This window comes from Yinghuangia aomiensis (assembly GCF_039542225.1).
Taxonomy (GTDB): Bacteria; Actinomycetota; Actinomycetes; order Streptomycetales; family Streptomycetaceae; genus Yinghuangia; species Yinghuangia aomiensis.
Genome location: NZ_BAABHS010000005.1, coordinates 144,381 through 168,449 on the forward strand (window position 1 = coordinate 144,381; position 24,069 = coordinate 168,449).

The 24,069-nt window shown below is 71.9% G+C and carries 23 protein-coding genes and 1 pseudogene; 11 read left to right on the plus strand and 13 right to left on the minus strand.

What is annotated here, in order from left to right:
* Positions 1-114 precede the first annotated feature (114 nt).
* A complete protein-coding gene (locus ABEA93_RS08620; protein ID WP_345674751.1) occupies positions 115-891 on the plus strand; it encodes an SGNH/GDSL hydrolase family protein in 777 nt (258 codons plus the stop codon).
* A 109-nt stretch (positions 892-1,000) separates the two neighbouring features.
* Here the strand turns inward: ABEA93_RS08620 and ABEA93_RS08625 are convergent, their stop codons facing one another.
* The 5 genes from ABEA93_RS08625 to ABEA93_RS08645 form a co-directional block, all read right to left on the minus strand.
* Entirely contained in the window at positions 1,001-1,621 is a 621-nt protein-coding gene (locus ABEA93_RS08625) for a TetR/AcrR family transcriptional regulator (protein WP_345674752.1), read from the minus strand.
* A complete protein-coding gene (locus tag ABEA93_RS08630; protein ID WP_345674753.1) occupies positions 1,618-2,694 on the minus strand; it encodes an amidohydrolase family protein in 1,077 nt (358 codons plus the stop codon). Before ABEA93_RS08630 ends, ABEA93_RS08625 begins: the two co-directional genes overlap by 4 nt.
* Before the next feature lie 31 nt (positions 2,695-2,725).
* Positions 2,726-3,883, minus strand: a complete 1,158-nt coding sequence (locus ABEA93_RS08635) for a thiolase C-terminal domain-containing protein (protein WP_345674754.1) — start codon at positions 3,881-3,883, stop codon at positions 2,726-2,728.
* Positions 3,880-4,284: a Zn-ribbon domain-containing OB-fold protein gene (locus ABEA93_RS08640; protein ID WP_345674755.1), complete on the minus strand. Its 405-nt coding sequence runs from the start codon at positions 4,282-4,284 to the stop codon at positions 3,880-3,882. Before ABEA93_RS08640 ends, ABEA93_RS08635 begins: the two co-directional genes overlap by 4 nt.
* 88 nt (positions 4,285-4,372) lie before the next feature.
* A complete protein-coding gene (locus ABEA93_RS08645) occupies positions 4,373-6,841 on the minus strand; it encodes a CaiB/BaiF CoA transferase family protein (protein WP_345674756.1) in 2,469 nt (822 codons plus the stop codon).
* A gap of 119 nt (positions 6,842-6,960) precedes the next feature.
* Here ABEA93_RS08645 and ABEA93_RS08650 point away from each other — a divergent pair, with 119 nt between their 5' ends.
* The 5 genes from ABEA93_RS08650 (at position 6,961) to ABEA93_RS08670 (ending at position 10,646) form a co-directional block, all read left to right on the plus strand.
* Positions 6,961-7,416 (plus strand): pyridoxamine 5'-phosphate oxidase family protein, encoded by a 456-nt coding sequence (locus ABEA93_RS08650; RefSeq protein ID WP_345674757.1) that lies wholly within the window; start codon positions 6,961-6,963, stop codon positions 7,414-7,416.
* A complete protein-coding gene (locus ABEA93_RS08655) occupies positions 7,413-8,141 on the plus strand; it encodes an enoyl-CoA hydratase-related protein (RefSeq protein WP_345674758.1) in 729 nt (242 codons plus the stop codon). The genes ABEA93_RS08650 and ABEA93_RS08655 overlap by 4 nt, the downstream gene beginning before the upstream one ends.
* A gap of 157 nt (positions 8,142-8,298) precedes the next feature.
* Positions 8,299-8,706 (plus strand): VOC family protein, encoded by a 408-nt coding sequence (locus ABEA93_RS08660; RefSeq protein WP_345674759.1) that lies wholly within the window; start codon positions 8,299-8,301, stop codon positions 8,704-8,706.
* A gap of 196 nt (positions 8,707-8,902) precedes the next feature.
* A complete protein-coding gene (gene sigJ, locus ABEA93_RS08665; protein ID WP_345674760.1) occupies positions 8,903-9,769 on the plus strand; it encodes an RNA polymerase sigma factor SigJ in 867 nt (288 codons plus the stop codon).
* A gap of 28 nt (positions 9,770-9,797) precedes the next feature.
* A complete protein-coding gene (locus ABEA93_RS08670) occupies positions 9,798-10,646 on the plus strand; it encodes an MBL fold metallo-hydrolase (protein ID WP_345674761.1) in 849 nt (282 codons plus the stop codon).
* A gap of 76 nt (positions 10,647-10,722) precedes the next feature.
* Here ABEA93_RS08670 and ABEA93_RS08675 read toward each other — a convergent pair whose 3' ends face one another.
* The 3 genes and pseudogenes from ABEA93_RS08675 to ABEA93_RS08685 form a co-directional block, all read right to left on the minus strand.
* A complete protein-coding gene (locus ABEA93_RS08675; RefSeq protein ID WP_345674762.1) occupies positions 10,723-11,646 on the minus strand; it encodes an NAD-dependent epimerase/dehydratase family protein in 924 nt (307 codons plus the stop codon).
* A 187-nt stretch (positions 11,647-11,833) separates the two neighbouring features.
* Positions 11,834-12,109, minus strand: a pseudogene (locus ABEA93_RS42105) (MqnA/MqnD/SBP family protein); the annotation flags it as partial.
* A 41-nt stretch (positions 12,110-12,150) separates the two neighbouring features.
* A complete protein-coding gene (locus ABEA93_RS08685) occupies positions 12,151-12,726 on the minus strand; it encodes an NADPH-dependent FMN reductase (RefSeq protein WP_345674765.1) in 576 nt (191 codons plus the stop codon).
* Positions 12,727-12,986: 260 nt separating this feature from the next.
* On the opposite strand from ABEA93_RS08685, the gene qcrB reads away from it, so the two are divergent.
* Entirely contained in the window at positions 12,987-14,759 is a 1,773-nt protein-coding gene (gene qcrB / locus ABEA93_RS08690; RefSeq protein ID WP_345674766.1) for a cytochrome bc1 complex cytochrome b subunit, read from the plus strand.
* A gap of 104 nt (positions 14,760-14,863) precedes the next feature.
* Entirely contained in the window at positions 14,864-15,463 is a 600-nt protein-coding gene (locus ABEA93_RS08695) for a hypothetical protein (protein ID WP_345674767.1), read from the plus strand.
* A gap of 43 nt (positions 15,464-15,506) precedes the next feature.
* Here ABEA93_RS08695 and ABEA93_RS08700 read toward each other — a convergent pair whose 3' ends face one another.
* Positions 15,507-16,067 carry a hypothetical protein gene (locus ABEA93_RS08700; protein WP_345674768.1) on the minus strand — a complete coding sequence of 187 codons (561 nt, stop codon included), beginning with the start codon at positions 16,065-16,067 and terminating at the stop codon, positions 15,507-15,509.
* Positions 16,068-16,175: 108 nt separating this feature from the next.
* Positions 16,176-16,802 carry an NUDIX hydrolase gene (locus ABEA93_RS08705; protein ID WP_345674769.1) on the minus strand — a complete coding sequence of 209 codons (627 nt, stop codon included), beginning with the start codon at positions 16,800-16,802 and terminating at the stop codon, positions 16,176-16,178.
* 143 nt (positions 16,803-16,945) lie between these two features.
* On the opposite strand from ABEA93_RS08705, the gene ABEA93_RS08710 reads away from it, so the two are divergent.
* On the plus strand, positions 16,946-18,148 hold the full coding sequence (locus tag ABEA93_RS08710; RefSeq protein WP_345674770.1) for a damage-control phosphatase ARMT1 family protein: 1,203 nt from the start codon (positions 16,946-16,948) through the stop codon (positions 18,146-18,148).
* Between the two features lie 22 nt (positions 18,149-18,170).
* Here ABEA93_RS08710 and ABEA93_RS08715 read toward each other — a convergent pair whose 3' ends face one another.
* The gene (locus ABEA93_RS08715; protein ID WP_345674771.1) at positions 18,171-19,079 is read right to left on the minus strand and encodes a phosphatase PAP2 family protein; all 909 of its coding nucleotides are present in this window, start codon (positions 19,077-19,079) and stop codon (positions 18,171-18,173) included.
* A gap of 108 nt (positions 19,080-19,187) precedes the next feature.
* On the minus strand, positions 19,188-20,162 hold the full coding sequence (locus ABEA93_RS08720) for a DUF3048 domain-containing protein (RefSeq protein WP_345674772.1): 975 nt from the start codon (positions 20,160-20,162) through the stop codon (positions 19,188-19,190).
* Positions 20,163-20,287: 125 nt separating this feature from the next.
* Here ABEA93_RS08720 and ABEA93_RS08725 point away from each other — a divergent pair, with 125 nt between their 5' ends.
* Positions 20,288-20,620 carry a hypothetical protein gene (locus ABEA93_RS08725; RefSeq protein WP_345674773.1) on the plus strand — a complete coding sequence of 111 codons (333 nt, stop codon included), beginning with the start codon at positions 20,288-20,290 and terminating at the stop codon, positions 20,618-20,620.
* Positions 20,621-20,641: 21 nt separating this feature from the next.
* Here ABEA93_RS08725 and ABEA93_RS08730 read toward each other — a convergent pair whose 3' ends face one another.
* Positions 20,642-22,057, minus strand: coding sequence for a TetR/AcrR family transcriptional regulator (locus tag ABEA93_RS08730; RefSeq protein WP_345674774.1), 1,416 nt, complete (start codon positions 22,055-22,057; stop codon positions 20,642-20,644).
* Positions 22,058-22,352: 295 nt separating this feature from the next.
* Here ABEA93_RS08730 and ABEA93_RS08735 point away from each other — a divergent pair, with 295 nt between their 5' ends.
* Positions 22,353-23,822, plus strand: a complete 1,470-nt coding sequence (locus ABEA93_RS08735) for an aminobutyraldehyde dehydrogenase (RefSeq protein WP_345674775.1) — start codon at positions 22,353-22,355, stop codon at positions 23,820-23,822.
* The last annotated feature ends 247 nt before the right edge of the window (positions 23,823-24,069 follow it).

Genomic DNA, 24,069 nt, shown 5'->3' on the forward strand with positions numbered 1-24,069 from the left:
GATTGCGTGACAACTTCCAACGATCTTCGTTCGCTGTTACATATGGGACGCGCTTTCCCGACAGCGGAGGTGTCCATGCGCCAAGCATGTTCGTTACGTGCACTGCCGGCGGGAATGTCCGCCGTTCTTGCTTTCCTTCTCGCGGTACTCGGGCTCGGGTTGCTCGCCCCGTCTGCACAGGCGCAGACGGGGCGCTATGTCGCCTTGGGGGACTCGTACTCGGCCGGCGTGGGTGCCGGGAGTTACGACGGGGCCAGCGGGAACTGCAAACGCAGCACGAAGGCCTACCCGGCCTTGTGGGCGGCGGCGCATGCGCCGTCGTCGTTTGCGTTCGTGGCGTGTTCCGGGGCGAAGACCGGTGATGTGCTGAACGGGCAGATCAGTGCGGTGACTTCGACCACGACGCTGGTCAGCATTTCGATCGGCGGCAACGACGCCGGGTTCGCCGACGTGATGACGACGTGTGTCCTGCAGTCGGAGAACTCGTGCCTGAACGCGGTCGCCAAGGCGCGGGCATTCGCGGACAACCAGCTGCCGGGGCTGCTCGACCAGGTGTACGCGGCCATCAAGTCGCGGGCGCCCGGCGCGCACGTCGTCGTGATGGGCTACTCGCGCCTGTACAAGATCGGCGGGTCGTGCTGGTTCGGCATCGGCGACACGAAGCGCCGGGCGCTCAACGGGGCCGCGGACGAGCTGGACACGGTGATCGCCAAGCGTGCCGCGGACGCCGGCTTCACGTTCGGCGACGTGCGTCCGCCGTTCACCGGCCACGAGGTCTGCTCGGGTTCCGCATGGCTGCACAGCACGACACTGCCCGTGGACGAGTCCTACCACCCGACCGCCACCGGACAGGCGCAGGGCTACCTGCCGGTGTTCGCGGCGGCTGCGTAGCCGACGGGGTCGAACAACGGCCGTCTCGGGTGTCGGTCGGGTTCCGGCCGGCGCCCGAGCCGTGTCCGGGTGGATCGGGACTCGCCCCGGGGGACCCGGCCCCCAGCCCTCACTCCAGTTGCTTCGCCAGCGCCGCGATCAGTTGCCGGGCATGCGCGGGGCGGTTCTCCGGGTGGCGTTGGGCTTTGAGTTCCGTCGGGGTGATGCCTTCCAGGACCACGTGGCTGAGGGCCAGGCCGCGGAGGGTGTGGAAAAGGAAGCCCGGGGTGGTGGGGGCGCCGCCGAGGACTTCGTGCTCCAGGTCGATGAAGCGTTTCTGGGTGCGCTCGTTGATGGTGACGATGGTTTCCGAGGCCTCGGCGGAGACCGCGGGGTCACGGGTCAGGTTGAGCGAGATCTGGAGGGACGCCAGGTACTCCGGGCGGCCGTAGTAGGAGTTGAGGAGGTCCCAGTAGCGGGTGAGGCGTTCGGCCGGGGTGGGGCCGCTGACGTCGGCTTCCTCGACGAGGTGTTCGAGGCGGGCCGCACCGGCGCGGTGGGCCGCCACCATGAGGGCCTCGCGGGTGCCGAAGTGGTGTTGGATGACGCCCCAGGAGACGCCGGCGCGGCGGGCGATTTCGTTGGAGCTGGCGCGGTAGAAGCCCGTGTCGAGGATGCACTCCAGGGTCGCCTGGATCACTTTGCCGCGGGTGGTGTCGTCCGGGGGGCCGGAGGTGGGGCGGGTCGTCACAAGTTCCATACTCGCAGGGCGTTGCCGGACAGGATGAGCGTGCGTTCGTCGGCGGGGATGCCGGCGAACTGCTCGTCGACGAGTTCCCGGGAGCGCGGCCAGCTCGACACCGGGTGCGGGTAGTCGGTGGACCACAGGATGTTCTCGACGCCGATGTCGTGCCGCAGCTTGCCGAGGGCGTGCGGCTCTTCGATGAAGGTGACGTGGATCTGCCGCCGGAAGTAGTGGCTGGGCAGTTCCTTGAGGCCGAAGTCGTAGTCCTGTCGGGTGACTTGGTCGTCGACGGTGTTGAGCCACCAGGGCACCCAGCCGAGGCCGGGTTCGACGAAGACGAGTTTGAGGTCGGGGAAGCGCTCCAAAACCCCCGTGCACACGAACATGCCGAACGCTTCGGCGGTCATCAGGGCGGTGACCGGCACCATGATGCCCTTGCCGCGGGTGGGGTCGCGGCGGGCGAGGTCGTCGAGGACGGTGTTGAGGCCGATGTGCAGGCAGACCGGCAGGCCGAGGTCGCTGATCGCGGTCCAGAGCGGCACGTAGCGGTCGTCGTAGTAGTCGGGGAGGCCCAGTTCGGAGGGGTTGACCGGGAGTTGGAGGGACTTGGCGCCCGCCGCGGCCACCCGGCGCACTTCGGCCACGGCGTGGTCGATGTCGTGGATGGGGATCTGGTACGACAGCACCAGGCGCCGCGGGTCCGCCGCCGCGAACTCGGCCAGGGCGTCGTTGAAGGCGCGGGACGCGGCGCGCCAGCCGTCCTGCATCAGGTACAGGTAGCGGAAGCCGGACACCTCGCAGTAGAGCACCTCGACGTCGACGCCGTCGGTGTCCATGTCGGCGAGCCGGGCGTGCGGGTCGGCGTAGCCGGGGCGGTTCGCCGACGGGTACGAGCGGTTCTCCAGCGACTGGGTGTTGGCCTGTCCGGCGCCCATCGAGCGGCGCATGTTCGCGGCGAGGGTGCCGAGGGCCTGGTCGTATTCGTCGTGAATGGCGGCGGGCATGTGCGCTTTGATCTGCGGCTGGGTGAGGCGGACGTGCGAGTCGGCGGAGATCAGGCGTTCGGGCGCCGTGGTCATCGGGTTCTCCTCGGGGAAGGCCACGTCGGCGTCACCGTTCGGCTCCCAGGATCAGCCCGCTGGGGCCGGCCGCGACCAGGACGTGTTCGACGTTCGGGACGGGGTTGGCGGCGGTGCCGCGGATCTGGCGGACCGCTTCGACGATGCTGTTCATGCCGTGGATGTAGCCCTCGCCGAGCAGGCCGCCGTGCGTGTTGACGGGCAGCTTGCCGCCCGGCCCGAGGTGGCCGTCGCGGACGAATCCGGCGGATTCGCCGCGCCCGCAGAAGCCGAGGGCTTCCAGGAGCATGAACACGACCGGGCTGAAGTTCTCGTACAGCATGGCGGCTTGCATGTCGGATGGGCCCAGGCCGGAGGCGGCCCACAGTTTCCGGCCGACGGCCTCGGCTTCGGGGAACGAGGCCAGGTCGTCGTGGTAATAGTTCGTCGTCGTGACGCCGCCGAAGACGTCGGCCTGGGCGGCGGCGGCGATGCGGGCGACGGGGCCGTCGCGCAGGTCGCGGGCGCGTTCGGTGCTCGTGACGACGAGGGCGACGCCGCCGTCGGATTCCTGGCAGCAGTCGAGGAGGCGCAGCACGGGTTCGACGATCCACCGGGAGTTCTGGTGGTCGTCGTGGGTGATCGGGCGGCCGTGGAACCAGGCGTGCGGGTTGGTGGCGGCGTAGGCGCGGGCGGCCACGGTGTAGTGGCCGAGGTCGGCGTTGGTCATGCCGCGTTCGAGCATCCAGCGGTGGTACCAGAGGGCGTAGAGCCCGGCGGGGGTACGCAGGCCGTAGGGGGCGTGCCAGTTCTCGTTGGGTGCGCGCAGCGGGCCGTCCTGGACGCCGAACCGGTTGCCGGAGCGCTCGTTGAAGGCCCGGTAGACGAGGACGTTGCGGCACAGTCCGGCGTGGACGGCGGCGGCGGCGTGCTGGACGGTCGCCGCGGCGCCCGCGCCGCCGTTCGGTGTCCGGGACATCCACGCGACTTCGCGGATGCCGAGGGTGTTCATCAGCGCGTTCTCGGCGTTGGTGTCGAGGGTGAAGGTCACCGTGCCGTCGATGTCGGCGGGGGTGAGTCCGGCGTCGGCGATCGCGGCGCGGGAGGCTTCGCAGGCGAGGCGGAGTTCGCTGCGGCCGGAGTTCTTGGAGTACTCGGTGTGGCCGATGCCGGCGATCGCGGCGCGGTCGGCGTACGGGGGGCGGCTCATGCGAGCACTCCCGCGGCGGGGCGGGCCTGCGGGAGCGCGACGCCGTCGAGGGTGTCGACGAACATCTCGACCGGCAGGTCCATCCGCAGCGTCTCCGGGCCGGCATCCCGGAGGTTGGTGACCAGCCGTGCCCCGCAGGTGAGTTCCACCAGGGCGATGATGGTCTGTTCGGGCAGCGCGGCCGCCGGGTGGCGGGGCACGACCCAGCTGAGCAGGCGTCCGTGCGGTTCCGGTGCGAAGGTCTCGTGGTCGTCGGCGCCGCAGGCCGGGCACAGCGGTGTCGGCGGCTGCTGGACGCGGCCGCACGCCGCGCAGCGGCGCAGGGCCAGGCGGCCTGCGGCGACGGCGTTCCAGAAGAACGCGTCGTCGGGCGTGGCATGCGGGGGCTGGACCAGCGCCACGTTCGTCACCTCCGAAGAGAACGGTCCGAAGAGAAAGGTCCGAAGGGAAAGATTCGAAGAGGGGATCTCCCCGGCAAGGAAAGGCGGTTCATGTGCCGGGCAGGACCGGCTCCCCCGGCTGCCAGGCGCGGACGACGCCGGCCGCGATCAGCTCGTCGATTTCGTCGTCGCCGAATCCGTAGGAGGTCAGGACTTCGCGCGAGTGCTCCCCGACGACCGGGGTCGGCCCCCACAGGACGCCGGGGGTGTCGGACAGGTCGACGCCGAGTCCCGCGGTGTCGAGGCGGCCGACGTAGGGGTGGTCGAAGGAGGCGACCCAGCGGCGTTCGATCATCTCGGGGTCGTCGAAGACGCCGAGGGAGAACGTCTCCGAGCTGATCTCCGCCGGCACGCCCGCGTGGTCGAGGTGCGCGGCCCAGGTCTCCGCGTCGGCTTGCCCGAACACGCCTTCCAGGCGGGCCGCGAGTTCGTCGGTGGCGGCCGACGGCGTGACTCCGGACGGCGGTTCCGCGAGCGCCGCGGTCAGCGCGGCGCGCTGCGCGGGTGTCACCGCGGCGAGGCACAGCCACCGGTCGTCGGCGCAGCGGTAGAGCCGGTAGAACGGCCCCATTCCGTGGTGCTCGGCGTCCATTCGGGGCCGGTCGGGTTCGCTGCCGTCGGCGCGGACGTGGGCGCCGGCCGCGGCGGCGGCGAGGAGTTGGGCGTACACGATGGACGTGTCGACGCGGGCGCCCTGCCCGGTGCGGTCGCGGCGGGTGAGGGCCTGGATGATGCCGATCGCGGACAGGAAGCCGTTGCCGGTGTCGCCGAAGTTGGCGCGGGACCAGATGGGGCGGCCGCCGTCGTCCATGCCGCCGTCTTCCCATTCGACGCCGGCCAGGCAGGCGCCGGTCTGGTCGTTGCCGGCCAGGCCGACGCGCGGTCCGGTGCTTTCGAAGCCGCGGGTGTGGCAGTAGACGAGGTCGGGGTTGACGGCGCGCAGGCTGTCTTCGTCGACGCCGAGGCGGAGGGCCGCGTCGTAGCGCATGTTGTGCTGGACGACGTCGGCGGCGGCGACCAGGCGGTGCAGGACGGCCATGCCGCGCGGGTCCTTGAGGTTGATCGCGAGGGACTTCTTGTTGCGGTTGGCGACCATGGCGATGTGGTTGCACTGCCAGTAGCCGTCGTGCAGGGCGTTGATCTTGACGACGTCGGCGCCCATGTCGGCGAGGACCTGGCAGCCGTACGGGCCGGCGATCGCCAGGCCCAGGTCGAGGACGCGCACCCCGGCGAGCGGCGCCTCCGGCGCGTCGCCGTCGCTCCGCTGCCCGGGTTCGGCCGTCGGCCGTGCCCCGCGGAAGGCGATGTCGGCACCGGGGGTTCCGATGCGCGGGGCGCCGGCCCGCAGCGCACTGCTCGCGCGTTCGACGCTGTACGTCTGTCCGACGGCGCGGATGACTCCTTCGTCGGGGTCGTCGAAGGCGGCCACGCATCCGTCGGCGATCCACCACGGGTCGGAGAGCGCGTCGCGCGGCGGCCGGACGATCTGGATCGGGGTGCCTTTGCGGGCGCCCGCGCGTTCCCACTCGGCGGCCGGGAACTTCGCGAACGCCTCGGCCATGAGCGGGAAGTAGTGGTGCAGGATCACCAGGTTCTCCGGCTCGGTGCCGAGCCGGTCGGGGTCGCGGCGGTGGCCGCGGCCGACGACGATCGCGTCGGGGGCGTCGTCGAGCGAGTCGAGGCCGCCCATGGTGAGGATCCACGACGGGTTGGGCACCCAGTTGTGCACCCAGCGTCCGTCCGCGCACCGGAAGATGCCCATGGGGGCGCGCCGGTCGGGGATCCAGGTCTGCAGGTACGGCCGGTCGGTGTGCTCCATGCGCTGCCAGCCGCCGATGACCGCGGCGAGGACGCCTTGGGCCAGCGAGGTCGACACGTGTTGACCGCGGCCGGTGCGCAGGCGGGCGTGCAGGGCGGCGTTGATGCCGACCGAGGCCAGGTGGAACGCGCCGATGCTGGGCAGCGGGACGCCGGCGAAGAGCGGGCCGTCGCGTTCGGGTCCTTCGACGGCGCCCTTGGGGACGTCGATGCCGGCGAACGGGTCGGGCAGGCCCGCTTGGCGGTTGATGCCGCCGCCGGGCCAGCCGCGCTTCTCCCAGTGCAGGCCCATGCGGGCGGCGACGAGGGCGTCGTAGCCGGGGCGTTCGGCGTCCCGGGTGCCGTCGCCGTAGGCGGTGATGGAGCAGTGCACGAGGCGCGGGTTGAGTGCGGCGAGGCGGGGGTGGGCGAGGCCGAGGCGGGCGCGGGTGGCGGGGCTGAAGGACTCGATCAGCACGTCGGCGTCGCGGATCAGGGCGTCGAGGGCGGCACGGCCGTCCGCGGACGTGAGGTCGAGGACGGTGCCGCGTTTGCCGCGGTTCCATACCCGGCGGCCGGGCAGGTCGGGCAGCGGGCCGCCGTCCGGCGCGTCGATGCGGATGACGTCGGCGCCGTGGTCGGCCATGAGCATTGCGGCCATCGGGCCGGCGATTCCGTGCGCAAGGTCGAGCACTCGTGTTCCGGACAGCACGTCACCCATGTCGATCGCCTCCGTCGTTGGAACGCGGACCGCATCGCGACCGACCATAGTGAGCACTATGGACGGAGTAAAGCGATTGCTATGCTGACGGGTCATCAGATCGACCGCGGGAGACCGGCATGGGCGTGGCGCTGTCCGACGACGAGGCGTGGGAGGTGCTGGCCGCCGCACACACCGGGATCCTCACCACGATGCGCGCGGACGGCTTCCCCGTGACGCTCCCCGTGTGGTTCGCGGTGCGGGACCGGGAGATCCTGGTGGCCGGACCCGCCGCGACCCACAAGTTCACCCGGGTCCGCAAGGACGACAAGGTCGCGTTCCTCGTCGAATCCGGTGAGCAGTGGACGGACTTGCGCGCCGTGCAGATCTCCGGCCGCGCGGTCGTCGACCCCGCGCCGGACTGGGCGGACGTCGATGCCCTCTTCGACGCGAAGTACGCGGGGTTCCGCACCCCGCGCGCGGAGATGCCCGAATCGGCCCGGGTCCGCTACGACTCCCGCCGCGCGCTGCTGCGCATCACCCCCGTCCGCGCACCGGTCTCGTGGGACAACCGGCGCTTGGACGGCGGCCGATGAGCCTGCGCGCCGAGCGGGACGGCGCCGTCCTGCACCTGGTGATCGACCGTCCCGCCGCCAAGAACGCGCTGACCCTGGCCATGCGGCAGGACCTGGAGCGGCTCTGCGCGGAGGCGGACGCGGACGACACGGTCGCCGCCGTGGTGCTGCGCGCCGTCGGCCCGGTGTTCTGCGCGGGCGCGGACATCAAGGAGATCGCCGCCCTCGGCGGCGCCCTGCCGCCGACCAATCCCGGCGCGGCGCTGCGGGCCGTACGCAAGCCGGTGGTCTGCGCGGTCGACGGCGCGTGCGTCACCGGCGGGCTGGAACTCGCGCTGAGCTGCGCGTGGATCGTCGCGTCCGACCGCGCGTGGTTCGCCGACACGCACGCCCGGCTCGGCGTCCTGCCGCGCTGGGGCATGTCCGCGCTGCTGCCGCGCACGGTCGGGATCCGGCTCGCGAAGGAGATGACCGCGACCGGCCGCCGCCTCGACGCCGCGGAGGCGCTGCGCGTCGGCCTGGTCACGGCGGTCGTCCCGCCCGAGGAGTTGGACGCGCACGTGCGCCGCGTCGCGGCGGCCGCGGCCGAGACGCACGCCGCCGTGGTGGCCGCGTCGCTCGCGCTGTACGACGACGGCGCGGGACTGGCACTCGACGAGGCGCTGGCCCTGGAACGCGAGCGGGCACTGGCGTGGACGCCGCCGGACTTCGGCCGAGACGGCTTCGAGCGAGGCGGCTTCCGTTGACGCGGTTCGGCCGACGCGGCTCGGTTGAGCCGGCCCGGTCGAGGCGGACCCTGCACTGGTTCGACTAACCGAAGCCCCTGTTCGACAATGCCCGGTGCGTGCCACAATGCCGCGGACCGTTCCCGGTCGTCCCGGCCCGCCACGGAGAGGCACGCCCATGACCGAGACCTCGCCCGCCCGACCGCGCGTCCGCGGCTACAGCCACATCGGCATCGCCGTCACCGACCTCGACGCCGCCCGCGGCTTCTACCTGGACCTGCTCGGCTGCGAGGAACTCCCCCGCCCCGAACTCGGCGTGCCCGGCATGTGGCTGCGCGTCGGCGACCTGCAGCTGCACTTCGTCGAGACCGACGACATGCCGACCCACGGCGGCGGGCTCCCGCACATCGCCCTGCACGTCGCGGACGGCGACTTCGACCCGCTGATCGCGGAACTGCGCGCGGCCGGGGTGGCGTTCCCGTTCGAACCCTTCCACAACGGGGAGAACTGGGCCGCGTTCGTCGCCGACCCGGCCGGGAACATGGTCGAACTGACCACGCTCGGGCCGCTGGCGCCGCGGGACTGACCCGACCGGCCGTCCTCCTCGGTTCTCGCCCGCGGGCTTTCCCGCGGTGATTTCTTCGGTTGTTCCCGCGGCCCGTCCCCGGTTGTTCCCGCGGTCGCGAAAACGCGACGCCGACCGCGCGCCCGGCGGATGTCACATTCGCGGGCCGTGTGGTGTCTTGATGTCCGAAAGCACCTGGCAAGGAGGACATCACGGCATGCCCGAGACCCGAGAAGACCCGTTCGTCACCCACCGCGGCCTGCTGTTCACGGTCGCGTACGAAATGCTCGGCTCGGCCGCCGACGCGGACGACGTGCTCCAGGAATCCTGGCTGCGCTGGGCGGAGGTCGACCGGACGGAAGTGATCGACCCGCGCGGCTACCTCGTCCGGATCGTCACCCGGCAGGCCCTCAACCGGCGGCGGACCCTCGCCCGGCGCCGCGAGGACTACGTCGGCGAGTGGCTGCCCGAGCCGCTGCTGACCACCCCGGACGTCGCCGAGGACGTCGAGCTGGCGGAAAGCGTCTCGATGGCGATGCTGACCGTGCTGGAGACCCTCGGCCCCACCGAACGGGCCGTCTTCGTCCTCCGCGAGGTGTTCGACATGCCGTACGGCGAAATCGGCGAGGCCGTCGGCAAGTCCGCCGCCGCGGTCCGGCAGATCGCCCGCCGCGCCCGCGACCACGTGAGCGCCCGGCAGCCGCGCGTCGCCGTGAGCCCGCCGGAGCAGGCCGCCGTCGTGGAGCGGTTCCTCGCCGCGCTGCGCACCGGCCGCCTTCTCGACCTGCTGGACGTCATGGCCCCGGACGTCGTGCTCACCGCCGACGGCGGCGGCGTCGTCCCCGCCGCGGCCGCCCCCGTGCACGGCGCCGACGTGGTCGCCGCACTGCTCGCCCGCACCGACCGCGTCGTGGACACCGCGGCGGTGTGGCTCAACGGCGCGCCCGCGGGCCGCGTGGAGATCGACGGACAGGTGGCGGCGGTGAGCGTCCAGGTGAAGGACGGCCGGATCGCCCGCATCTACGTGGTCGCCAACCCGCACAAGCTCACCCGCCTCGGCGAAACCGCCGACCTCGCCCGCTGACCCCGGATTCGTTGGGGAGGAGAGTCCCATGTCGTCTTCCGATGCCGCGCCGCGGCGCACCGTTTCCACCGCGGGTCTGCGGCTGCCCATCTGCGCGACCTGCGGTGTCCAGTACGCCGGACCGCGCGACGACTGCCCGGTGTGCCTCGACGAACGCCAGTACGTCGGCTGGGAAGGCCAGCAATGGCTCACCCTGGAGGACCTTCGCGCGGGCGGCCGGCACGGCCGGCTCCGCGAGGAAGGGCCCGGCGTCGTCGGCGTCGGCGCGGAACCGTCGGTCGCGGTCGGGCAGCGCGCGCTGCTGATCCGCGCCCCGTCCGGCAACGTGCTGTGGGACTGCGTGGGCTACCTCGACGACGACCTCGCCGCCCGCATCGAGGAACTCGGCGGCATCAGCGCGATCGCCGTCAGCCACCCGCACTTCTACGGCGTGATGACCGAATGGGGCCGGGTCTTCGACGCGCCGGTCTACGTCCACGCCGCGGACCGCGACTGGGTCGGGCGCCCGGACCCGCTGATCGAGTACTGGTCCGGCGACACCCACCCGATCGCCCCCGGCATGACGCTGATCAACGCCGGAACGCACTTCGCCGGGGGCACGGTGCTGCACTGGGCGTCGGACCCGGAAGGCCGCGGGGCGCTGTTCAGCGGGGACATCTTCATGGTGGTGATGGACCGCCGCTGGGTGAGCTTCATGTACAGCATCCCCAACTACATCCCCGAGCGGCCGAGCACGATCCGGCGGGCGCTCGACCTGGTGGAGCCGTTCGCGTTCGACCGCATTTACGGGGCGTTCTGGGGACGCGTCGTGACGGAGGACGGGGCGGGGGCGGTCCGGAGGTCGGCGGAACGGTATCTGCGGTTCGTGGGTGAGTAGGTCGTTGGCTTTCGGCTCGCCATGACGGCGCGGTGCCCTCGGGCTCAAGCCTGCGGGCGCCGCGCCGTCGGTGCTTCTACCGGCTCAGTTCGTTCGCGAAACCCTGGCGCCAGGACGCGTGGTCCGGCTCCCAGCCGAGTTCGCGCTTGGCCTTGGCGTTGGAGAAGGCGCGGCCCTCGGTCATCATCGCGACCGCCACCGGTCCGGCGAGCAGCCGCGCGAGCCACACCGGGACCCGCATCGGGCGCTTCGCCCCCGCACACTGCGCGAGGTAGGGGAGCCAGTCGTCGGCGGGGGCGGGTTCGTCGTCGACGATGTTGAACACGCCGCGGGCCTGCTTTTCGACGGCGAGCACGGTGGCGCTTGCCGCGTCGTCGAGGTGCAGCCAGGAGCAGTGGCCCGCGCCGCTGCCCACCAGCGGGAACTGGCGCTTGCGGATCAGGTCGACCTGGTCGTCGGTGGCGCCGGGGCCGTAGAGGGAGCCGTAGCGCAGGACCGCGCCGTCGACGGCCAGGACGGCCTCTTCGACGTGCCGGATCGCGGCCATGCCGGGGGCCGCGGAGGTGCCGGTCATCGGGTCGAGCGGGTCGTCTTCGGTCTTGATCCAGCCGCCTTCGCGGAGACCGTTCCAACTCGCGTAGCCCTGCGCGACGAAGTGCCGCACACCGGTGGCCGCGGCGGCGGCCACCAGGTGGTCGGTGCCTTCGGTGCGGAGCCGGTTGGTGACGGCGAACCAGCGGTCCATGTGCTTGATGTCGGGCTTCCCGGCGATCGCGGTCATCTGGTGGACGATCACGTCGGGCTGCGCCTGCGCGACCGCCTCGCCGACGGACGCGGCGTCCAGCCCGTCCATCACGACCCCGTCCGCACCGAGTCGCTGCACGGAACCCAGCTTGGCCGCACTGGTCGTGGTCGCCGTGACCTGGTGCCCGCGCGCCACGAGGAGCGGCACGAGCCGCCGCCCGAGCACTCCGGTCCCACCTGCTACGAACACCCGCATGATGATCACCCTTCCGAGTCTCTTGCCGACCGAGACGAGATGCCGGGGGCGGGTGTGACATGGGGGCCGTCGCGTCGTGCGGCACGGCGGGGCGGCTCGGGTCAGCGGCCCGCGTGGGCCCGGCGAGGGTCAACGCGACCGTGGCGCCGTGCAGTTCGCCGGGGTCGGCGGTGCCGACGAGGACCGACGACATCATCGGCCCGTCGCTGCCGGACGCGATGCCCGGCAGCGCGAGCAGGTCGTCGCTGTGCCGCAGGTAGGTGACGGCGGGGACCGCCGCGACGTCGAGGTCGCCGGCGAGGAGCCGCCGGGCGAGCGCGGTCGGGGTGTCCGCGACGAGGTCGACGTCCAGGAGTGCCGTGGTCCGGGCGAGCCCCCAGAACAGCGGCACGCAGTCGAGTGAGCCGGTATGCCCCAACCGCGCCCGTCCCCGCCCGGCGCCGACGTTCCGTCCGGTGTCCACGGCGGCATGCTACGGCGGGCGTTTCACTCGTCGGCGAGCGGTCACGCGGCGGCCGACGTGCGCAGCACGGCGAGGGCCTGCGACCAGGCGAGCAGTTCGTCGACCAGCCCGTGCAGGCGCGCGGCCTGCGTCTCCTGCGGGCGGAACTCGGTGAAGGCGACGAAGTCGTCGTTCAGGGTGAGCGTCACCTGCGGGCCGATGTCGGCCATCCGCAGCACGCCCGCTTGCGCGCGGAGCTTCTGGACGGCCATGACCGCGCCGAAGACGCCGTAGCCGACGTAGGCGATCGGCTTGGAATTCCACTCGGCGTACAGGTAGTCGATGGCGTTGGTCAGGGACGCGGGCGGGCTCGCGTTGTACTCGGGCGTGACGAAGACGTACGCGTCGCAGGCCTCGATGCGTTCCGCCCAGCGCCTGGTGTGCGGGTGCCCGCCGGCGGCGCGCATGGCGGGCAACGGTTCGTCGAGGAGCGGCAGCGCGTAGTCCTGGACGTCGATGACCTCGAACTTCGCTTGCTGTCCGGCGTGTTCCACGGCCAGGTCGTGGACCCAGGCGGCCACGGCGGGGCCGATGCGGCCGGGGCGGGTGCTGCCGATGACGATGCCGATGGTGGTCATGGCGGGTGGTTCCTCTCGTGGGGTGGCCGCGTTCGTGAGCCCAGACGAACCACGGGCGCCCGCTGTGACATCGGCAGGCCGGGGAAGGAGGGTGGCGCAGGTCACATCCGCGTGCTGTCACGGCCGGTCGGGCGCCGGTGTCCCTGTGGTGTCAGGGCGTCGCGGCTCCGGCGGCCGCGTCCGTCGTACGTCACAGATCCCGGCGCCGGTTCGTCCTGGGAACACGACCGCCGGCACGCGCACGGAGCAGAGGACCCGCTATGAGCGCATCGAATTCCACGGCCACCGCCGCCGCCAGGGGCGAGCCGCCCGGAGGCGCGTCCGGTGGCATATCCGCAGGTACGTCCGGGTCGGACGGCAAGGGCGTGCGCCGCGTCGACGCCGTCGACGAGCGCCTCGGCATCTACCGGCTGGGCAGGCCGTATCTGCGGAAGGTGTTTCCGGACCACTGGTCGTTCATGCTCGGCGAGATCGCGCTGTACAGCTTCGTCACGCTGCTGCTGACCGGGGTCTTCCTCACGTTCTTCTTCCATCCGAGCAGCGAACAGGTCGTCTACGACGGCTCCTATGTGCCCCTGCAGCACGTGCAGATGTCGCAGGCCTACAAGTCCACGCTCGACATCAGCTTCGACGTGCGCGGCGGTCTGATGATCCGCCAGATCCACCACTGGGCGGCGCTCATCTTCATCGCCGCACTGTTCGTGCACATGTTCCGGCACTTCTTCACCGGGTCGTTCCGCAAACCGCGTGAAATCAACTGGCTGTTCGGCTTCCTGCTGCTCGTATTGGCGCTGCTGAACGGGTTTGCGGGGTATTCACTGCCGGACGATCTGCTGTCCGGTACCGGGCTGCGGATCGCGGACGGGGTGGTGCTGGCGATCCCGGTCGTCGGCACGTACCTGCAATTCTTCCTGTTCGGCGGGGAGTTCCCGGGCGACCAGGTGATTCCGCGACTTTTCACGCTGCACGTGCTGCTGGTGCCCGCATTGATGGTGGGGCTGGTGACGATCCACTTGATCCTGGTCTTCTACCACAAGCACACCCAGTTCCCGGGTCCCGGACGCACCGAAAACAACGTGGTGGGAGCGCCGTTCGTACCGGTGTACCTGGCGAAGGCAGGCGGATTCTTCTTCCTGGTCTTCGGCGCCACCGCGCTGCTCGGCGGGCTGGTCCAGATCAATCCGATCTGGTCGTACGGGCCGTACCATCCGGCGCAAGTCAGTGCGGGTTCCCAACCCGACTGGTATCTGGGCTTCCTCGAAGGCGCCCTGCGGATCATGCCGAACTGGGAAATCAGCGCGTGGGGCCACACGTTGAGCCTCAACATCCTGCTGCCCGCGGTGATCGTGCCCGGGATCATGTTCACGTTGATCGCGGCGTATCCGTGGATCGAGGCGTGGATCACCGGCGACGACCGCGAGCACCATCTGCTGGACAGGCCGCGCAACATGCCGGTGCGGACCGGGCTCGGCGTCGCGTGGATCGCGGCTTACGGCGTGCTGTGGGTCTGCGGCGCCAACGACATCATCGCCACGCACTTCCACCTGTCGCTCAACACCATCACCTGGGCCGGGCGGATCGCGTTCTTCGTCGCCCCGGTGATCGCCTACCAGGTCACCGTCCGCTGGGCGAAGGGCCTGCAACTCCGGGACCGCGACAAGCTCGTGCACGGCCGCGAGACCGGGATCGTGAAGAAGCTCCCGGACGGCGGCTTCGTCGAGGTGCACGCCCCGCTCGACGCGGAGGAACGGCACCGCCTCGCCGCACACGAGCAGTACGAGCCGCTCGCCCTCGGCCCGCCCGTCGACCACAACGGAGTCGCCCGGCGGACCACCCTCGGCCGGCGGCTCCGGGTGGGCTTGTCCCGCTGGTACTTCGCCGACCAGGTCCGCAAGCCGTCGGCCGAGTCGGTCCCGGTCCCAGGGCCGTCCGCCGGATCGGCCGTGATTGCCGGGCCATCCCCCGAATCGGCCCTGGTCGCAGGACCATCCCCCGCGGGTGAACCGGCCCGCGACGACGGGCCCGACGCATGACCTCCGGAGGCTCCGCCATGCACTCCACCCCGCCCCGACCCCCACTCCCCCGGCCCTCGCTCCCCCGCCATCCCACCCGTGACGGGCGAGTCGACCTCCTGCTCGTGGACGCCGTCCACGACGCGTTGCGCCGCGACACGCGGCGGCTGCTCGTCTGGTCGCGGAGCTGCTTTCCGGTGACGACACCCGCATGGACCGACTTCCAGGAACGGCTCCGCACCCACCTCGCCGCCGAACGCACCACGCTCTGGCCGGTATTGCGCCGCCGCAAACTCCCCGTCGACGCCGGCCCCGTCGAACGCGCGCGCCGCCGCGTCACCCTGCTCGCGGTGACGGTCGACGACTGCCTCGCGGGGCGCGGACCGGCGAGCCGCACGGCGGAGTACATGACAGCACTGGACGAGGCGCTGACCGCCTATCTCGACGCCCAAAAAGCCCTCGTCCTGCCGCTGTTGGAGGAGCACATCACCGCCGGCGAATGGGCCGACTACGACGCGGCCCAGCGGCAGCCGTTCGGCCTGGCGTCCGGCGCGGCCTTGTGCGCGTGGCTCCTCGACGAGGCACCACCGGAGCGCCGGGAGGCGATCCGCAGGCTGTTTCCGCCGGGGGTACGGGTGGCGTACCGGTGGTGGGAACGTCGGCGAGCGCGGGACGTCGTCGCGACGGCGGGTCAGCCCCGCCGGACGTCGAAGGCGCGGCGCTAGCCGCCGTTCCCGCGTTCCCGCGTGGCCGCCGGGGCAGCTCCGGCTATCCGGCGGCCACCCACGCCCCGGTCCGGGCGGACAGGTCCGCCAGCACGCGCTTCCCTCGCCCCCAGTCGTACAGCTGTCCGGTCACCTTCACCGCGCTCTGGACCTGGGCCTGCTGCGCGTTCCCCGCGACCGCGCAGACGACCGAGCCTTCCTTGGTGGCCCAGTTTCTCGGCAACGCGGCCTCCAGCACGCAGCCGTCGGTCCCTTGCAGGACTTGCGTGAGCCGATAGCCGGTCTCCGCCATCGCACACGACACGCCGACGAGCACCGCCCCCACGGGTACCGGATAGGGAGCCGTGTGCACCTTGTTGATCTCGAAGCCCAGCGCCCGCCCGAGCGCCGAGCCGAGCAGGTTGCCCACCTGCTTCTCCAGGCCGTCGAACGAGCCGCCGAGCAGCTCCCACACGTCCCGCGCCTGCTGCCCCCGCTCCATGAACTCGCGCGCGGTCAACCGCTTCTTCCCGCGCGCGGCGGCTTGCTCCAGCCGCCCCATCGCCTCGGGCTGCGCCATGAGCGCGCCGTACCGGAACTCCACACGCCAGTCGGGCTGTTGCACGTCACCCTCCACTCGTCGCCGCGTCGATCCGACGGTGGCCCAGCATGGCAGAGGGGGCGGTGAGACGCCCGCCCTCCGCGCGCGTTGTCCACGGGGGCGGTGCCGGGGTCAGCGGCGGGTCCAGTCCGGTTGGGCGAAGTCGGCGATGCGGGCGTCGGGGTGGTCCAGCAGGACGACTTCGCGGAACTGCCAGAGCAGGGCGCCGGTCGGCGCGTGGAGGAGCATGGCCGGGCCGAGCCGCATTTGGAGCAGCGGCGGGGCGCCGTTCGGCTGCGTGGCCCAGGCCGGGGTGTCCGGGGCGGCCAGGCGGTCGAGGCGTACCGGATGCACGGAGTGCACCTCACTATTCGGTGCGAGCGTAACCGGCCCCTCGACCGCGGCGACGATCGGCGTGATGGCGAAGCCGGACGTCGCGGGAAAGTCGTCCAACCGCCCGAGCACCGCGTCCTCCGGCAGCACGAGACCGAGTTCCTCGCGCAGCTCGCGCAGACCGGCTTCGACCGGCGTCTCCCCGTCCTCGAACCGCCCGCCGGGGAGCCCCCACTGCCCGGCGTTCCGCCCGCGGTAGGCGCGCTTGATGACGATCACCGACGCGGCCCCGTCGAACTCCGCCACACACAGCACCACCGCGGCCCGACGCAACTCCGCCGTCTCCGGGACCGTCGTATGCCGGAACCCCCCGAGCCGCGCCCGAGCCACCCCGGCGAACTCCGCGACACTGTCCAGCGTGGCCATGGCGGCTCCTCCCGATCGGAGCGCCAGGGTAACGCCGGAAGGCCCAACCGTCGGTGGCGGGTGAGGCGGGACGCGCGGGTGCACGCGCCACGCGGGCACCCGGGTCCTTGGCCGACCTCCACGGCGTCGGGACAATGCGCCGCATGGCACACGCGCGGCGGGACCTGTCCGATGACGGAGGGCTCGCGCCCGAGATCGGGTGGAGTGAACCCGGGTCGTTCGGGTGGGGGGTTTTCCACGAGCGGCATCCTCGGTTGGTCCGGCAGTTACGGGAGGACTTGCCGTTGGGGGCGGGGCAGGCGGAGGCGTTGGACGCGTTGGTGGCGGAGACGTTGGGTGGGGTCGTCGCGCCGATGGGGGCCGATGCCGTGGAGTGGGAGGGGTGGGGGCAGGGACGTTTCGGGCGGCCGTGGCGCGAGGCGTCGTTTCTGTGGGCGGAGAGCTGCTTCTATCGGCGGCTGTTGGAGGCGGTGGGGTACTTCGGCACGGGGGCTTGGCGAGGGGTGGATCCGTTCGGCCCGGCCAAGGAGGCGGAGCTTCAGGGGAGTGTCGTCGACGAGGAACTGGCGGCGCTCGACGGGCTGGGCGACGCGGATGTCGACGAGGCGCAGCGTCGGGACGCGTTGCTGGCGGCCTCGTTGTGGGGGAATCGGGCGGATCTCGGGTTCCTGATGACCGCGGGCGGCGCCGGGGCCTCGGGGGACTCCGCGGGGCACGGCCTCGTCGCGGACGACCGGGCGCAGCTGTGGGCGCATCTGGAGCGTCGGCGCGGGGGGCTGGTGATCGTGGTCGCGGACAACGCCGGGCGGGAGCTGCTGCCGGATCTGGTGCTGGTCGATCACCTGCTGCGCGGCGGGCTCGCGGCGCAGGTCGTGCTGCACGTCAAGCCGCAGCCGTACTACGTGTCGGACGCGACGACCGACGACGTGGTGGCGGCCCTGCGGCGGCTCCGGGGGGCCGGGACGGAGGCGGCGGCGCAGGTGGGGAGGCGGCTGTGGGAGTGCGCCGCGGAGGGGCTGCTGGTGGTCCGGGCCCACCCGTTCGCGTGTGCGCCGTCGGCCTATACCGGGATGCCGGAGGATCTGGCGGCGGAGTTCGCGGGGGCGGCGCTCACGGTGCTGAAGGGGGATCTCAACTACCGGCGGCTGGTGCAGGACCGCCACTGGCCGGCGACGCTGCCGTTCGCGGAGGCGACGGCGTACTTTCCGGGGCCGGTGGCGAGCCTGCGCACGCTGAAGTCGGAGGTGGTCGTCGGGCTGGAGCCCGGAACGGTGCGCCGGATGGATGCGGCCGGCGCACCGTGGCGCACGGCGGGCACGCATGCCCTGGTGCAGTTCCGGAGCTGAGCGGCGGAAGGTACCGCGTCGGCTAGCGGGCCGCGGGTTCGACGTCGTCCGTGCCCGCGGGCTCGGCGTCCTCTTTGCCGGTTCGTCCGGCGTCGTCCGTGTCGGCGGCGGCCGTCTCGCCCTTCAGCGACGCGCGCCGCTGCCGGGGGATGAAGACCGGCGGGATCATCTTCACGAGCCGGGCGTGCGGTGCCTTGGCCGGCACGATGAACAGCGCGAAGGCGAGGAGCACCAGCGCGACGACCGCGTCGAGCCAGTAGTGGTTGGCCGTGACGACGATGACGAACAGCGTCAGCGCCGGGTGCAGCCATATGAGGTGCGCGACGACGCGCCGCTTGCGATCGGCGTGCCGCCACACCGCCCACGTCCCCAGGGCGACGACCACGGCCCAGCCGAAGTGCAGCGAAGGCATGGCCGCGTACTGGTTGGAGATCTTGGCACCGGTCCCCGAGTACGGCGAGTCGCCGAAGATCATGCCGGTGTCCACGAACCCGTACGACGGCATCAGCCGCGGCGGCGCCATCGGGATGACGATCGCGATCACGAGGGCGACCAGGGTCATCACGGAGAGGATGTTGCGGATCCAGGCGTAGCGTTCGCGGTGCCATATCCACAGCCACAGCAGGAAGCCCACCGTGGCCGGCCAGTGCACGTACAGGTAGTACTTGTTGCAGAACTCGATCACCGCATGCGACTGCGCCACCCAGTGCTGGAAAGCGGCCGCGTCGGGCATGCGCAGGTCGGTCTGGATGCGCAGCAGCTCCCGCGCGTTGCGGAACGCCACCGACTCCTGGCCCGTCACCAGGCCGCGGCCGAGCTTGTAGACCCCGAAGATCGCGGCGATCAGCAGCAGCTCCTTGGCGGCGTCGCCCCAGTACCGCCAGTCGACCCGGCGCTTGCGGGCGCTTTCCTCGGCTATGCCGTCCGCCACAGTCCCCGTCCACCTCGCTCGTCGGGCGGCAGTGAATCAGCACGCCCGGAGCGACCCAACCACCGCGAAGACCTTTTCGTGGGATGTTCCCAGCCGGAACATATCGCGTCACGGTGCCAGGACGATCCACGTACGGCCCGGCTGCAGCGTCATTTGCGCGCCGTCGTGCGCGAACGTGGTCGGCGAGGTGTCCGTCGGCTTGCTCCACGTGGCGTGGTACACAAGGCCGTTGCGGTACACGTCGGCGGTCCCGTTGCCGGTGGTCACGGAGAAGACCTCGTTGTCGGCCTGGCCGGCGTTGTGGTCGGTGTACTTGCCGGGAACGACGTCCACATGCTGGACGATCACGTTCGTCGTGGTGTCGCGCTGTCCGCCGTCGGTGACCGCGGGGCGGCCGTCGACCGAGACGAGGTACTTCGCGCCGTCCCACTGGAAGCCGAAGGACGCGGACGGCATGCGCACGGTGGCCGACTCCGCGGCCGTCCCGCCGCTCGGCTGCGCGGGGGCGGCGGCGAAGCGGAGGCCGATGTCGGGGGCGGCCACCGCGTCCGGGAACTTCGCGAAGATGTCGGCGGGCTTGACGAACGTCGGGTCCATGCCGCCGTGGGAGAACAGCGCGCCGGCGTTCAGCGGGGTGACGCTGGTGAGGTCCGCGTCGGCGAGGTCCTTGGTGAGCCCGGTTATCGCGCCGCTGTAGGCGAAGTTCACGTGCCCGTACGCGGCCAGGATCGGGATGTCGGTCTGCCGGGCGCTGCGCACCGGGCCGGTCGTCGGCGGCGCGTGGTTGCTGTCGTAGACCGCCATGAGCCGGGACAGGCCGCCCTCGACCTGGATCGCGTAGACGAGGTCCGCCGAATTGAGGCCCTGCTGCGCGGCCTGCACCCTTGTCCCGACGTTGTCGATCTTGACGGCGAGGATCTTGCCCGCGGGCCGAGCGTCACCGGTGAGCGGGTTGGGCGAGACGGGAGGACCGGGCAGCGTCGTGGGCGGCGGTCCGGAATCGGAGTCGGAATCGACGAGGAAGAACACACCGACACCCACACCGGCCAGGACCAGAACGACCAGCGAGACGAGTACGGCCACGGGTTTCACACGACAACCCTCCGCCCTGAGTCTATGCCTGGGGTGGGGAGGGGCCGTGATCATGGCGTCATGGAGGTGACGGGTGAGGTGAAAGGGAACGATGGGGCGTCGCTTACCCTCGCGGGATGATCTCCGACGTGGATCTCGCCGCACGCATGCGCGAACTTGTCGCGGCCACCGAAGCCGGGTCGTCCCTCCCCGACGCGGCGCGCGCTTTCGTCGAAGCGGTCACCTTCGCCGACGCGGACGCGATCCTCGCCGGGCTCCGCGGCGAGCTTGCCGCGGACTGGATGGCGATGCCGGTGTGGGCACGCAATCCGGCCTTTCGGCTCGCCTGCCTCCAGCGCCCGGACGATCCGGTGCTGCTGCGGGAGGCGGCGGGGGACCTGCTGTCCTTCGGGCCGGACTGGGACGACGCCGCGCATGCGCTCGAACAGCGAGCGGACGAGATCGCGTAGACGCCGACTCCCCCGCCCTTCTCAGTCGGCGGTGGGGAGGGGCTCGCCGAGGGTGCGGGCCAGGTCGGCGGCGAGGAGGCCGGCGGCGTCGATGCCGGCGTCGTACAGGCGGAGGCGTTGCAGGCCCTCGCAGACCGCGAGGAGCCAGAGGCCCTCCTCGGCCGGGTCGCGTTCCGCGGACAACTCGCCGTCGGCGGCCAGGTGTTCGAAGGAGCGGGCGAGGAAGCGGCGGCTCATCGCAAAGTGCTTCTCGAAGTACGCGTGGGCGGGGTGGCCGGGGGCCACGGCTTCGGCGGAGACCGTGGAGAAGAGTTCCATGAGGCCGGGGGTGTCGTCCGCGGCGCGGCGCGCGGTCTCCACGACGGCGCCGAGGCGGGCGTGTTCGTCGGCGGTGTCGGGGGCGCTGCCGACCGTGATCATCAGATAGTCGTGGTGGGTGAGGACCGCGCGGAGCAACTCGTCCTTGTTCTCGAAGTGGTGCAGCAACGTCGAGTGCGAGATGCCGACGGCCTTGGCGATGTCGCGCAGGCTGATGCCGTGGAAGCCGCGGGTGCCGAAGAGGGTCGTCGCGGTGTCGATCACCTGGCGGCGGCGCTCGTGCCCGGTGGCGTAGCCGCGGCGTTCCTGGAGGTCGCGGACGTCGTCGGCGCGCAGGTCGCGGAAGGCGCGGGTGCGGCGGGCGGCTTCCTCCGGCGTCGGGGAGGTGCGCCGGGCCGCGGGAGGCGGGGACGGCGGGGCGGCGAGGAACCGCAGCCGACGCTCCAGGCAGGCGGCGACGTCGATGTCGGACGGGCTGTAGAGCGAAAGGAGTTGCAGGCCTTCCCAGCCGGCGAGGAGGCAGGTGGCGGCGGGGTCGGGGCCGAGGACGGGGCCGAGCTGCCGGAGTATGTCGGCGCGTAGGTCGCGGTAGCGGCGGGCGATCCGCGCGTGTGCCGGGTGGTCGGCTCCGACCGCTTCGCCGGCGAGCGAGGTGAGGCACTCGACGTAGCCGGGGACGGCGGCCTGCCGAAGGGCCTGGGCGACCAGAGCAGCGGAAGCGGCCGGCAGGAGAGGCGCATCGGCGGCCGGCCCGGCGGTAGTCGTGGCCACGCGGTCGCCGACCGGGTCGACGGCGGGCCCGGCGGTCGGCGTCGCCGCTCGGTCGCCGGTCGGGCCCGCGGCGATTCCGCCGGGTGACTGCGCGTTCCGCCGCCACGTGTCCTCCGCTGCCGCCGCGGCCCTCGCCTCGTAGCGGTCGAGCAGCCCGTCGAGCAGTTCTTCCTTCGACGCGAAGTACCGGAGCAGGCCCGGCCGGGAGATCCCGGCGGCTTGTGCGATGTCGTGCACGGATGGCGCGCCGGTGCCGCGTTCGCGGAAGAGCCTGTCGGCGGCGTCGAGGATGCCCTCGCGCCGGGACAACCCCGTCGCGTAGTGCTGTGCGGCCTTCCGAACGCCCATCCCCGGCCCCTCGACGTGCTGTGGCCCCGCAACCTACCAAGCCGGACGAGGGCTCGCCGCTGACCCGGCGCCCCGGAGCCGCTCGGTCGGCGGCGGGAAGATTCCCGCATTCGAGCCCGCCTCGCACCCCGCGAAAGCCCCGCCCACGAATTTCGACCAAGCTGTAGCACTTGGCCTCTGACCTGGGGTAGAAGTATCCGCGGGCAACCCCGCCGCCCGCCCCCGCCGGGATCCGTGCGCCGCTGCGTCGGAGGACCGGTCCCGCACCACGCCACCGCTCCGAAGGGAGATCCGTATGACCGCGCCGCGGCTCGAGAACTTCATCAACGGCGTCTACGTGCCGGCCCTCGACGGCCGCACCAGCGACCTGATCGACCCCGCCACCGAGGAGGTCTTCGGCACCGCCGCGCTGTCGTCCGCCGCCGACGTCGATGCCGCCTACCAGGCGGCCGCCGCGGCGGCCGTGGAGTGGAACCGGTCCACGCCCGCCGCCCGCCAGCTCGCCCTCACCAAGCTCGCGGACGCCGTGGAGCGGCGCGCCGCCGAGTTCGCCGACCTGGAGTCCCGGGAGACCGGCAAGCCGCGCGACACCCTGGAGGCCTGGGACATCGCGACCGCCGTCCGCGACCTGCGGTTCTTCGCGGGCGCGTGCCGGGTGCTGGAAGGCCGCGCGGGCGGCGAGTACCTCGACGGCTTCACGTCGTACGTGCGCCGCGAGCCGATCGGCGTCGTCGGCCAGATCGCGCCGTGGAACTTCCCGCTGCCGATGGCCGTGTGGAAGGCGGGTCCGGCGCTCGCCGCGGGCAACACCGTCGTGCTGAAGCCCGCCGAGTCGACGCCGTCCACCGCGCTCCTGTTCGCCGAGATCGCCGCGGAGTTCCTGCCCGCGGGCGTCCTCAACGTGGTCCTCGGCGACCGCGCCACCGGCGAAGCGGTCGTCGACCACGCGACGCCCGGCATGGTGTCGCTCACCGGCTCGGTGCGCGCGGGACGCCAGGTCGCCGAGGCGGCGGGCCGCCGCCTGCACCGGCTGCACCTCGAACTCGGCGGCAAGGCCCCGGCGATCGTCTTCCCCGACGCCGACCTCGCGGACACCGCGGCGCCGTTGGCGGTCGCCGCGTTCTACCACGGCGGCCAGGACTGCACCGGCGCGACCCGGATGCTTGTCCACGAGAGCGTGTACGACGCGTTCGTCGAGCAGTTCCTGCAGGCGGTCGGCCACATCAAGACCGGCGGCCCGCACGAGAAGGGCGTCTTCTACGGCGCGCTCAGCACCGCCGACCAGCTCGCCACCGTCGAAGGCTTCGTCGCGCGCCTGCCCGGGCACGCGAAGATCCGCACCGGCGGCAAGCGGCTGCCGCGTCCCGGCTACTTCTTCCCGCCGACGGTCGTGACCGACGTGCGCCAGGACGACGAGATCGTGCAGAACGAGGTGTTCGGCCCGGTCGTCACCATCCAGTCCTTCGCCACCGACGACGAGGCCCTCGCCCTGGCGAACGGCACGGCGTACGGCCTCGCCGCCTCGGTCTGGACCAACGACCTCAACCGCGCCCACCGCTTCACCCGGGAGATCTCCGCGGGCTGCGTCTGGGTCAACACCCACCTGCCGCTGGTCTCCGAGATGCCGCAGGGCGGCTTCAACCAGTCCGGCTACGGCAAGGACATGTCGGTCTACTCCATCGAGGAGTACACCCGTGTCAAGCACGTGATGACGTTCCACGGCGGCCGCACGGTCACGCTGGAAGACCTGGCCAACCAAGGCTGATCCCCCGCGGCACCCCGGCCGATCCCCCGCGACCGGCACACCGGCGCCGCACCGGCCTCCGCACCCGAACCGGAACCAACTCCGGTGCGGCGTAAAGGCCGAGGCGGCGCCTTCGCATGTCCGGCCGACCGCAGTTCAGGTAGTCCGCCACAAAGAGCAACAAGATTGACGGGCCGGACACCAGCGTGAAGTCCACCCGCTCCAGCAGCGCAGCTCGGGCTCGCCGCGCGCCGCCGGCATCGCATCC

What these genes read in the sequence shown, in the direction of transcription:
- ABEA93_RS08620 (WP_345674751.1), top strand. Translation starts at nt 115, where the DNA reads ATGTCCGCCGTTCTTGCTTTCCTTCTCGCGGTACTCGGGCTCGGGTTG.
- ABEA93_RS08630 (WP_345674753.1), bottom strand. Translation starts at nt 2,694, where the DNA reads ATGACCACGGCGCCCGAACGCCTGATCTCCGCCGACTCGCACGTCCGC.
- ABEA93_RS08635 (WP_345674754.1), bottom strand. Translation starts at nt 3,883, where the DNA reads ATGAGCCGCCCCCCGTACGCCGACCGCGCCGCGATCGCCGGCATCGGC.
- ABEA93_RS08645 (WP_345674756.1), bottom strand. Translation starts at nt 6,841, where the DNA reads ATGGGTGACGTGCTGTCCGGAACACGAGTGCTCGACCTTGCGCACGGA.
- ABEA93_RS08650 (WP_345674757.1), top strand. Translation starts at nt 6,961, where the DNA reads ATGGGCGTGGCGCTGTCCGACGACGAGGCGTGGGAGGTGCTGGCCGCC.
- ABEA93_RS08655 (WP_345674758.1), top strand. Translation starts at nt 7,413, where the DNA reads ATGAGCCTGCGCGCCGAGCGGGACGGCGCCGTCCTGCACCTGGTGATC.
- ABEA93_RS08660 (WP_345674759.1), top strand. Translation starts at nt 8,299, where the DNA reads ATGACCGAGACCTCGCCCGCCCGACCGCGCGTCCGCGGCTACAGCCAC.
- sigJ (WP_345674760.1), top strand. Translation starts at nt 8,903, where the DNA reads ATGCCCGAGACCCGAGAAGACCCGTTCGTCACCCACCGCGGCCTGCTG.
- ABEA93_RS08670 (WP_345674761.1), top strand. Translation starts at nt 9,798, where the DNA reads ATGTCGTCTTCCGATGCCGCGCCGCGGCGCACCGTTTCCACCGCGGGT.
- ABEA93_RS08675 (WP_345674762.1), bottom strand. Translation starts at nt 11,646, where the DNA reads ATGCGGGTGTTCGTAGCAGGTGGGACCGGAGTGCTCGGGCGGCGGCTC.
- ABEA93_RS08685 (WP_345674765.1), bottom strand. Translation starts at nt 12,726, where the DNA reads ATGACCACCATCGGCATCGTCATCGGCAGCACCCGCCCCGGCCGCATC.
- qcrB (WP_345674766.1), top strand. Translation starts at nt 12,987, where the DNA reads ATGAGCGCATCGAATTCCACGGCCACCGCCGCCGCCAGGGGCGAGCCG.
- ABEA93_RS08705 (WP_345674769.1), bottom strand. Translation starts at nt 16,802, where the DNA reads ATGGCCACGCTGGACAGTGTCGCGGAGTTCGCCGGGGTGGCTCGGGCG.
- ABEA93_RS08710 (WP_345674770.1), top strand. Translation starts at nt 16,946, where the DNA reads ATGGCACACGCGCGGCGGGACCTGTCCGATGACGGAGGGCTCGCGCCC.
- ABEA93_RS08725 (WP_345674773.1), top strand. Translation starts at nt 20,288, where the DNA reads ATGATCTCCGACGTGGATCTCGCCGCACGCATGCGCGAACTTGTCGCG.
- ABEA93_RS08730 (WP_345674774.1), bottom strand. Translation starts at nt 22,057, where the DNA reads ATGGGCGTTCGGAAGGCCGCACAGCACTACGCGACGGGGTTGTCCCGG.
- ABEA93_RS08735 (WP_345674775.1), top strand. Translation starts at nt 22,353, where the DNA reads ATGACCGCGCCGCGGCTCGAGAACTTCATCAACGGCGTCTACGTGCCG.